The 8,757-nt window shown below is 69.3% G+C and carries 9 protein-coding genes; 3 read left to right on the plus strand and 6 right to left on the minus strand.

Annotated features, from left to right (window positions below):
* The coding region (locus VJ655_RS04215; RefSeq protein ID WP_324109815.1) for a M20 family peptidase at positions 1-875 on the minus strand (875 nt) is incomplete at its 3' end.
* A 376-nt stretch (positions 876-1,251) separates the two neighbouring features.
* On the opposite strand from VJ655_RS04215, the gene VJ655_RS04220 reads away from it, so the two are divergent.
* Positions 1,252-1,563, plus strand: coding sequence for a hypothetical protein (locus VJ655_RS04220; protein WP_324109816.1), 312 nt, complete (start codon positions 1,252-1,254; stop codon positions 1,561-1,563).
* 20 nt (positions 1,564-1,583) lie between these two features.
* Here VJ655_RS04220 and VJ655_RS04225 read toward each other — a convergent pair whose 3' ends face one another.
* Positions 1,584-1,805 (minus strand): hypothetical protein, encoded by a 222-nt coding sequence (locus tag VJ655_RS04225; RefSeq protein ID WP_324109817.1) that lies wholly within the window; start codon positions 1,803-1,805, stop codon positions 1,584-1,586.
* Positions 1,806-1,977: 172 nt separating this feature from the next.
* Positions 1,978-3,246 carry a crotonyl-CoA carboxylase/reductase gene (gene ccrA / locus VJ655_RS04230; protein ID WP_324109823.1) on the minus strand — a complete coding sequence of 423 codons (1,269 nt, stop codon included), beginning with the start codon at positions 3,244-3,246 and terminating at the stop codon, positions 1,978-1,980.
* Positions 3,247-3,508: 262 nt separating this feature from the next.
* On the opposite strand from ccrA, the gene VJ655_RS04235 reads away from it, so the two are divergent.
* Positions 3,509-4,240, plus strand: coding sequence for an enoyl-CoA hydratase/isomerase family protein (locus tag VJ655_RS04235; RefSeq protein ID WP_324109818.1), 732 nt, complete (start codon positions 3,509-3,511; stop codon positions 4,238-4,240).
* A gap of 64 nt (positions 4,241-4,304) precedes the next feature.
* On the opposite strand, the gene VJ655_RS04240 is transcribed toward VJ655_RS04235, so the two are convergent.
* Positions 4,305-4,646, minus strand: coding sequence for an endonuclease domain-containing protein (locus VJ655_RS04240; RefSeq protein ID WP_324109819.1), 342 nt, complete (start codon positions 4,644-4,646; stop codon positions 4,305-4,307).
* Positions 4,647-4,875: 229 nt separating this feature from the next.
* Between VJ655_RS04240 and VJ655_RS04245 the strand changes: the two genes are divergently transcribed.
* Complete coding sequence (locus VJ655_RS04245; RefSeq protein WP_324109820.1) at positions 4,876-6,864, plus strand: protein meaA; 1,989 nt, start codon at positions 4,876-4,878, stop codon at positions 6,862-6,864.
* A 4-nt stretch (positions 6,865-6,868) separates the two neighbouring features.
* On the opposite strand, the gene VJ655_RS04250 is transcribed toward VJ655_RS04245, so the two are convergent.
* Together VJ655_RS04250 and VJ655_RS04255 are read right to left on the minus strand one after the other, a co-directional pair.
* Positions 6,869-8,242: an MFS transporter gene (locus VJ655_RS04250; RefSeq protein ID WP_324109821.1), complete on the minus strand. Its 1,374-nt coding sequence runs from the start codon at positions 8,240-8,242 to the stop codon at positions 6,869-6,871.
* Positions 8,243-8,346: 104 nt separating this feature from the next.
* Positions 8,347-8,757: hypothetical protein (locus VJ655_RS04255; RefSeq protein ID WP_324109822.1), on the minus strand; the 411-nt coding region annotated here is incomplete at its 5' end.

The raw sequence follows: 8,757 nt of genomic DNA on the forward strand, positions 1-8,757 counted from the left end.
CCCTGGAACCGCATCGGGAAGCCGTGGTCGTTGATCGCCTGAACGGCGCGCGACAGGGTGACGACGCCGCCGCCGTCCTTGGGCGGAGCCGAGGAGTGGCCGCCGGTGGCCGGGGCCACGACCTTCATGGTCGCATAGCCCTTCTCGGCCGTGCCGATGATGGCGGCCGGCTTGCCGGTGACCGGGTGGTCGGCGACCACGGCCATGCCCTCGTCCAGCACGAACTGGGCCTTCACGCCTCGCGACTTCAGCAGGGCGGCGGCGGCCCGCGCCCCGACGCCGCGCACCTCCTCGTCATGGCCGCTGACCACGATGACGGTGCGGACCGGCTTGAAGCCGCTGGCGGCCACGGTCTCCAGCGCTTCGAACAGCGTGACCAGCGAGCCCTTGTCGTCGATCGAGCCCCGGCCCCAGACCGCGCCGTCGGCGACCACGCCGTCGAACGGCGGGTGAGTCCAGGCGCCCTCGCTGCCCGCCGTCACCGGCACCACGTCCTGGTGAGCCATCAGCACGATCGGCGGCAGGGCGGGGTTGGAGCCCGCCCAGGTGTAGACCAGGGTGTGCTCGGCGATGACCTCGCGGGTCATGACCTTGTGCGCCTGCGGATAGGTGGCCTGCAGCCAGGCGTGAAGCTTGTCCCACTCGGCCGGCTGGTCCTCGGCCCTGTCCTGGTGGCTGACGGTCTGGAAGCGGACGGCTTGGGACAGATGGTCGGCGGCCTTGGCGACGTCGACCGGGCGGGCCGGGGCCAGCTTGATCTCCGCGGGATCGACCTGGGCGGGCGCCTTGAACGTCGCCGTCCGCACGGCCACCACGGCCGTGACCGCCAGCACCAGGCCCACGGCCGTCAGCGCGGTCTTACCACCCCAACCCATCTTACTCTCCCCCGTGATCTCCCCCCGAGATCAGGCCGCGACTGTGCGGCCGGGCGGGGCGGCTGGCAATCCCGCTCTTTCGAAACGCGAGGCGTCGAAAGTTATCCACAGGGGTGGGATGCTCCACCGCATCGCGGGGGAGCTGTCGCCCCCGGGACCGACCGAAGGTCGGCCCGAGGATAAACTCCGCGACCGAGGGGGCTAACGCGGCTTGCGTTCAGCTTGCCCCCTCCGGCCCTCTGGGCCACCTCCCCCGAAACGCGGGGAAGGATCCCAATCCCCGTCCCTTTCAGAACGAAGTGCCAGAAAATCAACCGCTTACAGGAAAACGCAGGTTTCTTATCCCCGGCCTCCGGCGCGGCCTCAAGCTGTTCGCATGACCCAAGCCACCGCTCAGACCTGGTGCGACCGCCTGCAAGCCAAGCTGATGGCCGCCCTCGACGCCGCCTGGGAGACGATCGCGGCCAGCGACGATCCCGCCCTGATCCGCAAGGCCCGCGACAAGGCCAAGGCCTGCGGCGAGATCGCCGCCCAGGCCCGCAAGGTCGCGGCGATGACGCCGACGGCCAGGCCGTCCCGCCCCGACGGACGGCTTTCCGAGGCCTTTCCGCCGGTCGGCGGCGGCCTCGAGCCCCGTCCGACCCGGGCGATCGACCGCCTGAAGGGCGGATCGCGCGGACGATTGTAGGGCGGGAAGTCCTTCGCGCTCTAGAAGACGAACTCGGCCGTTCCGGGCGGCGCGGTCTGGGCGACCAGCGCCAGGTCCTCGACGCTCCAGGCGCAGGCGTTGCGAATCCGCAGCCGCGAGCCCTGGTACATGTTGTCGGCGAATTCCAGCACCTCCGCCGCGCTGTAGGCGGTCGCGTCAAGCTCGAAGCCGCCTCCTGCCTTCGCGATTGCGGTCAGTTCCGCCACGGTCGGTCCCGCCATTGACTTGCCCTCTCGGCGCGCCGGTCGAGAGCCCCCCATGGGCTTCCCGGCGAGCATGGCGGCGACAGTGCCAGCTCGGGTTGAGTATTTGGTAAATTAGCGAGGGGATGGTTCATGGGACCGCCCCTCCTCCCCCGAACAGGGGGAGGAGAACCCGACCAGGTCCGCTCCGCTACAGAGCGCCGCTCAGTTCCTGCACTTCCTCGAAGGTGCGCAGGCCGGGGCGCTGGGCGCAGACCAGGACGCCCATGTTGCCGGGCAGGTGCTGGTTGGCCAGCATCTTCTCGTGAGCGGCCGGGATGTCGTTCCAGGGGAAGACTTCCGACAGGCACGGGTCGACGCGGCGGTCGATGACCAGCTGGTTGGCGGCGCTGGCCTGCATCAGGTTGGCGAAGTGCGACCCCTGCACGCGCTTCTGGCGCATCCACAGGAAGCGGGCGTCCATGGTCAGGTTGAAGCCGCTGGTGCCGGCGCAGATCGTCACCATGCCGCCGCGTTTGACGACGAACACCGAGACGGGGAAAGTGGCCTCGCCAGGGTGCTCGAACACCATGTCGACGTCCTTGTTGCCCGTGATCTGCCACAGGGCTTTGCCGAACTTGCGGCTTTCCTTCATGTAGTCGTTGAACTCGGGGCCGTTGACCTTGGGCAGCTGACCCCAGCAGTTGAATTCGTTGCGGTTCAGCACCGCCTTGGCGCCCATCGACAACACGAACTCGCGCTTGTCCTCGGAGCTGACCACGCCGATGGCGTTGGCCCCGGCCACGGCGGCCAGCTGCACGGCGAAGACGCCAAGGCCGCCCGAGGCGCCCCAGACCAGCACGTTCTGGCCGGGCTTCAGCTCATGCGGCTTGTGGCCGAACAGCATGCGATAGGCGGTCGCCAGCGTCAGGGTGTAGCAGGCGCTTTCTTCCCAGGTCAGGTGCTGGGGGCGCGGCATCAGCTGGCGCGACTGCACCCGGCAGAACTGGGCGAAGCTGCCGTCCGGCGTCTCATAGCCCCAGATGCGCTGGCTGGGCGAGAACATCGGGTCGCCGCCGTTGCACTCCTCGTCGTCGCCGTCGTCCTGGTTACAGTGGATGACGACCTCGTCGCCCAGCTTCCAGCGCTTGACCTTCTTGCCCACCGCCCAGACGATGCCCGAGGCGTCGGACCCGGCGATGTGGAAGGGATGCTTGTGGGCGTCCAGCACGCTGATCGGCTCGCCCAAGGCGGCCCAGACGCCGTTGTAGTTGACGCCAGCCGCCATCACCAGCACCAGCACCTCGTCCTCGCCGATCTCCCAGGTGGGGACCACCTCGACCTGCATGGCGGTGGACGGCTTGCCGTGGCGCTCCTTGCGGATGCTCCAGGCGTACATGTTTTTGGGCACGTGGAAGGCCGGCGGGATCTCGCCGATCTCGTAGAGGTCCTTCAGCACGGGCTTGTCTTGGATAGCCATTGGCGTCGCGGTCATCATCTCACTCCCCGTTCCTTCTGCGCTGCAACAACGCGAGAAGGTCAATCTCGTCTGCGCGCCCGCCGGTCGAAGCGGGTATTTCGCTCCGCCAGGGGGTCGTTTTGTGGGTTCCGAGAGGAAAAATCACCCCGGAAGTCGCCTAGGCTGAGACAACTGTTTGAAACTGGCAAGCGGAATCTTGTGCGGCGCAGCATCGCGCCGGGGAAGGCTTGCCGAACTCGCCCAGCTGAGCCAGCGTTGCCGCATGATCCACGCCTCCCGCCCCGAACCCGAAATCGTCCTGATCGAGCTGGACGTCGCCCCCGCCAACGTCCTGGCCATGGCCGAACGCGTCCGCCTGCTGGACGCCTTCGACGCGGTCGAGGCCGATGGGGCGGTGCGGGCGGCGGTGCTGGCCGGCCGCAACGGCGCGTTCTGCACGGGCGATGATCTGGCCGAGTCGCTGACCCGAGACGTCGAGGCCCAGACGGCGGCGATCCTGAACTTCCTGGCGATGTGCGACCGGGTGGCCGCGGCCCGCGTCCCGGTGATCGCGGCGATCGACGGCTGGTGCATCGGCGGCGGGCTGGAGCTGGCCCTGGCGGCCGACATCCGGCTGTGCAGCGACCGCGTCCACTTCGCCTGTTCGGCGGTGCGGATGGGGCTGACGGCCTCGGCCGAGCGGCTCGTGAAGCTGGTCGGGGAGAGCCGCGCCAAGCCGCACCTGCTGACCGGCGCGCCGTTCGACGCCCGGCGGGCCCTGGCCGACGGGATCGTCGCCGACGTCCTTTCGCCCCCGGCCCTGCTGCCCGAGGCGTTGTCCATGGCGCGGGTGATCGCGTCCCGCGCGCCCCTGGCCGTGGCGGCGACCAAGCGCGTGGCCTCCGGCGCCTCGACCACGCGGACCGAGATCCCGGCCCTGGCCGCCAGCGCCGACCACGCCGAGGCCCGCGCGGCGTTCATGGAAAAGCGCGAGGCGGTGTTCGAGGGGCGGTAGGGGAGACTCCCTCTCTCTGAGAGAGAGGGAGGGGCCCATCGCGCAGCGATGGGAGGGTGAGAGGTTACACCCGCCCAGAACGAAGCGCGGCGAGGACCATGTCCATCGTGCCGCCGGGATCGGCCAGAACCTGCTCGTTGCGCAGTCTCAACACCGTGTAGCCGTACAGCTCCAGCGCCTCGGTGCGACGCGCGTCGTGGTCTTCTCGCCCATCATGGACAGGACCATCGAGCTCGACGATCAGTTTGGCTGCTTCGCAAACAAAATCGGCGATGTAGCGGTCGATTGGAACCTGTCTAAGGAACCTGAACCCACCTAGGCGGCGGTTGCGCAAGATGGCCCAGAAGACCTTCTCCGCCAGGGTTTGGTCGCGCCGCAGGCGGCGGGCTTGGGCGATTTTGTCCATGACGTCAGCATGGATGCGCGCCTAGCGGTCGCCAACGGAAGGAATTGGGATTTTCCGGTGGAGGTGAAACCTCTCACCCTCCCACCGCCTGCGGCGGCGGGCCCCTCCCTCTCTCAAAGAGAGAGGGTTCCAGGCTCTTCCAGTTTCGCACCCGCGAAACGCATATTGCATCGCAGCAAATCCCGGATCATGATCGGCGATAATCAAGAATAAGTTCCCGGGAGCGACCATGACCGACAAGCCGTACCAGCACGCGCCCGATCCGCCGTGGATCTTCCGCACCTATGCCGGGCACTCGACGGCGGAGAAGTCGAACGCGCTCTATCGGGCCAACCTGGCCAAGGGCCAGACGGGCCTGTCGGTGGCCTTCGACCTGCCCACCCAGACCGGCTACGATCCCGACCACATCCTGGCGCGGGGCGAGGTCGGCAAGGTCGGGGTGCCGATCAGCCACCTGGGCGACATGCGCCAGCTCTTCAGCGAAATCCCGCTGGAGAAGATGAACACCTCCATGACCATCAACGCCCCGGCCGCCTGGCTGCTGGCGATGTACGTGGCCCTCGCCGACGAACAGGGGGCCGATCGCCGCCTGTTGCAGGGCACGACCCAGAACGATCTGATCAAGGAATATCTGTCGCGCGGCACCTACATCTTCCCGCCGGGCCCGAGCCTGCGGCTGATCGGCGACATGATCGCCTGGTGCTATCGCGAGGTTCCCAAGTGGAACCCGATGAACGTCTGCAGCTACCACCTGCAGGAGGCCGGGGCGACGCCGGAGCAGGAGCTGGCCTTCGCGCTCGCCACCGCCATCAGCGTGCTCGACACCGTCAAGGCCGGCGGCCAGGTTCCCGACGAGGACTTCGAGATCGTCGCCTCGCGCATCAGCTTCTTCGTCAACGCCGGGGTGCGGTTCGTCACCGAGCTGTGCAAGATGCGCAGCTTCACCAAGCTCTGGGACCAGATCCTGCTGGAGCGCTATGGCGTGCAGGACAAGAAGGCCCGCCGCTTCCGCTACGGGGTGCAGGTCAACAGCCTGGGCCTGACCGAGCAGCAGCCCGAGAACAACGTCTACCGCATCCTGATCGAGGCCCTGGCCGTCACGCTGAGCAAGGACGCCCGCTGCCGGGCCCTGCAATTGCCGGCCTGGAACGAGGCCCTCGGGTTGCCGCGTCCGTTCGACCAGCAATGGTCGCTGCGCCTGCAGCAGGTGCTGGCCTACGAGACCGACCTCTTGGAATACGAGGACCTGTTCGACGGCTCCCACGTGGTCGAGGCCAAGGTCGCGGAGCTCTCCAAGGGGGCGCTGGAGCAACTGGCGCTGATCGACGAGATGGGCGGGGCCCAGAACGCCATCGACTACATGAAGGCCGAGCTGGTGTCCTCCAACGCCAGACGGGTCCGCTCGGTCGAGACCGGCGACATGACCGTGGTCGGCGTCAACCGCTGGACGGAGACCGAGGCCTCGCCCCTTTCGGCCGGCGAGAGTTCGATCGAGACGGTCGATCCGCGCCTGGAGGCCGACGTCGTCGCCCGCATCAAGGCGTGGCGCGCGGCGCGTGACGCCGGCGCCGTGGAAGCGGCCCTGGCCGATCTGAAGGCCGCCGCCCGCGATGGCCGAAACATCATGGAACCCTCGATTTCCGCCGCCAAGGCTGGGGTCACCACCGGCGAGTGGTCCGGCGCCCTGCGCGAGGTGTTCGGCGAGTATCGCGGCCCGACCGGCGTGGCGGTGGTCGTCTCCACCGGCGAGGCCGAGGACGTCGAGGCGGTCAAGAAGGAGGTCGAGCGCGTCTCCCAGGTATTGGGCCGCACGCTCACCTACCTGGTCGGCAAGCCGGGCCTGGACGGCCACTCCAACGGCGCCGAACAGATCGCGACACGGGCCCGCGCCTGCGGCATGGAGGTCGTCTATGACGGCATCCGCTCGACGCCGGAGGAGATCGTCCGCCGCGCCAAGGAAAGCCGCGCCCACGTGGTCGGCCTGTCGATCCTGTCGGGCTCGCACCTGGATCTGGTGCAGGAAGTCATCCGCGTGATGCGCGCCGAAGGCCTTGGCCACATCCCCGTCGTCGCCGGTGGCATCATTCCGCCCGAGGACGCCCTGATCCTGAAACAGATGGGCGTGGCGCGGATCTACACGCCCAAGGACTTCAAGATCACGGAGATCATGGGGGATGTGGTGAAGCTCGTGGAGGCGTCGGCGCTGGCGGAGGCGTAGAGCCCTACCGCCCCAGCCGCCACGCCGCCGCGAAGCCCACCACCGCCAGCGGGATCAGGGCGGTGAACAGCACCAGGCCCTGGCCGTGGGCCAGGGTCGGGTCGATCCCGTGGCTGAAGCCCAGCAGGTTGGCGATCGCCCCGACCCCGGCCGCGCCCGTGGCGCCGCCGATCAGCTGGGCGGTCGGCACGGCGCCGGAGGCCATGGCCTGCTCCTCGGCCGGGGCGCCGGCGATGGTCCGGCGGGCGATGAAGGCGTGGGCCAGGCCAAAGCCCGCGCCCAGCACGGCGAAGGCCGCGGCGGTCTCGATCATCGTCCCGCGCGCCACCGTCCAGGCGCTGGCCAGGGCGCCCAGCAGGATCACCCCGACTCCCAGTCGCACGAAGCCGCCGTCCTTCCGCGCCGGGACCTTGCCGACCAGCATGGCGCACAGCGTCCAGCCGGCCGCGATGGCGCCGACCACATAGCCGGCCGTCAGGGGCGAGGCGTGGTGGCGGGCCTGGATGAAGGCCGGACCATAGACCGTGAAGCCGATCACCGCCGCCTCGCAGGCGAAGATGGTCAAGAGGCCGAGGCCCGTGGCGGTGGTGAGGTCGGCGGCCGAGGCCGGCAGCAGGCGGTCGTGGGTGCGGGCGTTGGCGGCCAGCATGGCGGCCATGCCCAGGACGCCGCCGAGCGCCAGCACGACGGCCAGGTGGGGCGAGGCGACGATGCCGGCCGCGCCGATCAGGCTGACGGCGATGACCAGCAAGACGAGCTGCAAGGTGGGGATCCGGCCTCGCCCCCGGTCAGCGTGATCGGTCGGCAGCATGACCATCACCGCGCCGACGAAGATGACGGCCTGGACCACGAACATCCAGAACGCCCCCCGCCAGAAGCCGGCGGCGGCGAACAGCCCGCCCAGCGTCGGGCCCAGCAGGGTCGCCGCGCCCCACACGCCGGCCACCGCGCCATAGACGCGCGGCCATAGGTTCTCGGGAAACAGGGCCGTGATCGCGACGTAGCACAAGGCCACCACCGCCCCCGCGCCCAGGCCCTGGACCAGCCGCCCCAGGATGAAGGTGACGAACTCGGGCGCCAGGGCGCTCATCGCGCAGCCGATCGCATAGACCAGGCCCGTCAGCGCCGTCGCCGTCCGCAGGCCCAGCGCCATGGAGAGCTTGCCCGAACAGGCGCCGGCCACGATCGAGCCGGTCAGATAGGCCGCCACCGACCAGCCGAAATAGGCGTAGCCGCCGATGTCGCGGGCGACGCTGGGCATGATCGTCGCCGTCACCAGCGTGTCGGCGGCGTTCAGCCAGATGCCCAGGCACAGCAGGGCGAAGCGAGGGGCCAGGGCCTTGTCGATCAGGCGGGCGGAGGCGGCGGGGCGGTCCATCCCACGCACATGACCGCTTTCGCTCGCCCCGCCAAGCCCGTTGTCGGCTGGAGGGCCAGAGCATTTTCGATGGGTGTGAAACGGTTATCGGACCGAAAAAGGCTCTAGCGCTTCGAAGTAGAGCGCAATCCGCCCATCAGGACGTCGATAGCCCCCTCGGTCGAGCCCGGCGCGACCATGCCCAGCAGCCAAACCCCCTCGATGGCGGCCAGGATGGCGGCCGCGACGCGGCGGCGCTCGGCGGCGTCCGCGAGGTCGAGCTGCTCTTCCAGGCTGGCGATGGCTCCCTCGATCTGCGCCCGGGCGATGGCGGCGAACGGCGCTTCGCCCCGGCCGCCCCGCGCCAGGATGTCGGCCCATACGGCGCGGAACGGGCGCAGGTCGGGCAGGGCCAGAAAGGCGGCGGTGTCGCGCATCACCTGGACCGGCGGGCGGCGCTCGGTGACGCGCGAAGCCCGCAGCACCTCATCCAGCCGTTCCGCCAGCGCGGCGACGGCGGCTTGGACCAGCTCGGC

This window comes from Caulobacter sp. (assembly GCF_035254145.1).
GTDB lineage: Bacteria > Pseudomonadota > Alphaproteobacteria > Caulobacterales > Caulobacteraceae > Caulobacter.

Excerpts from the sequence above, each read along its gene's own strand:
- VJ655_RS04245 (WP_324109820.1), top strand. The coding sequence starts at position 4,876 with ATGACCGACAAGCCGTACCAGCACGCGCCCGATCCGCCGTGGATCTTC.
- VJ655_RS04220 (WP_324109816.1), top strand. The coding sequence starts at position 1,252 with ATGACCCAAGCCACCGCTCAGACCTGGTGCGACCGCCTGCAAGCCAAG.
- VJ655_RS04225 (WP_324109817.1), bottom strand. The coding sequence starts at position 1,805 with ATGGCGGGACCGACCGTGGCGGAACTGACCGCAATCGCGAAGGCAGGA.
- VJ655_RS04235 (WP_324109818.1), top strand. The coding sequence starts at position 3,509 with ATGATCCACGCCTCCCGCCCCGAACCCGAAATCGTCCTGATCGAGCTG.
- ccrA (WP_324109823.1), bottom strand. The coding sequence starts at position 3,246 with ATGGCTATCCAAGACAAGCCCGTGCTGAAGGACCTCTACGAGATCGGC.
- VJ655_RS04240 (WP_324109819.1), bottom strand. The coding sequence starts at position 4,646 with ATGGACAAAATCGCCCAAGCCCGCCGCCTGCGGCGCGACCAAACCCTG.
- VJ655_RS04250 (WP_324109821.1), bottom strand. The coding sequence starts at position 8,242 with ATGGACCGCCCCGCCGCCTCCGCCCGCCTGATCGACAAGGCCCTGGCC.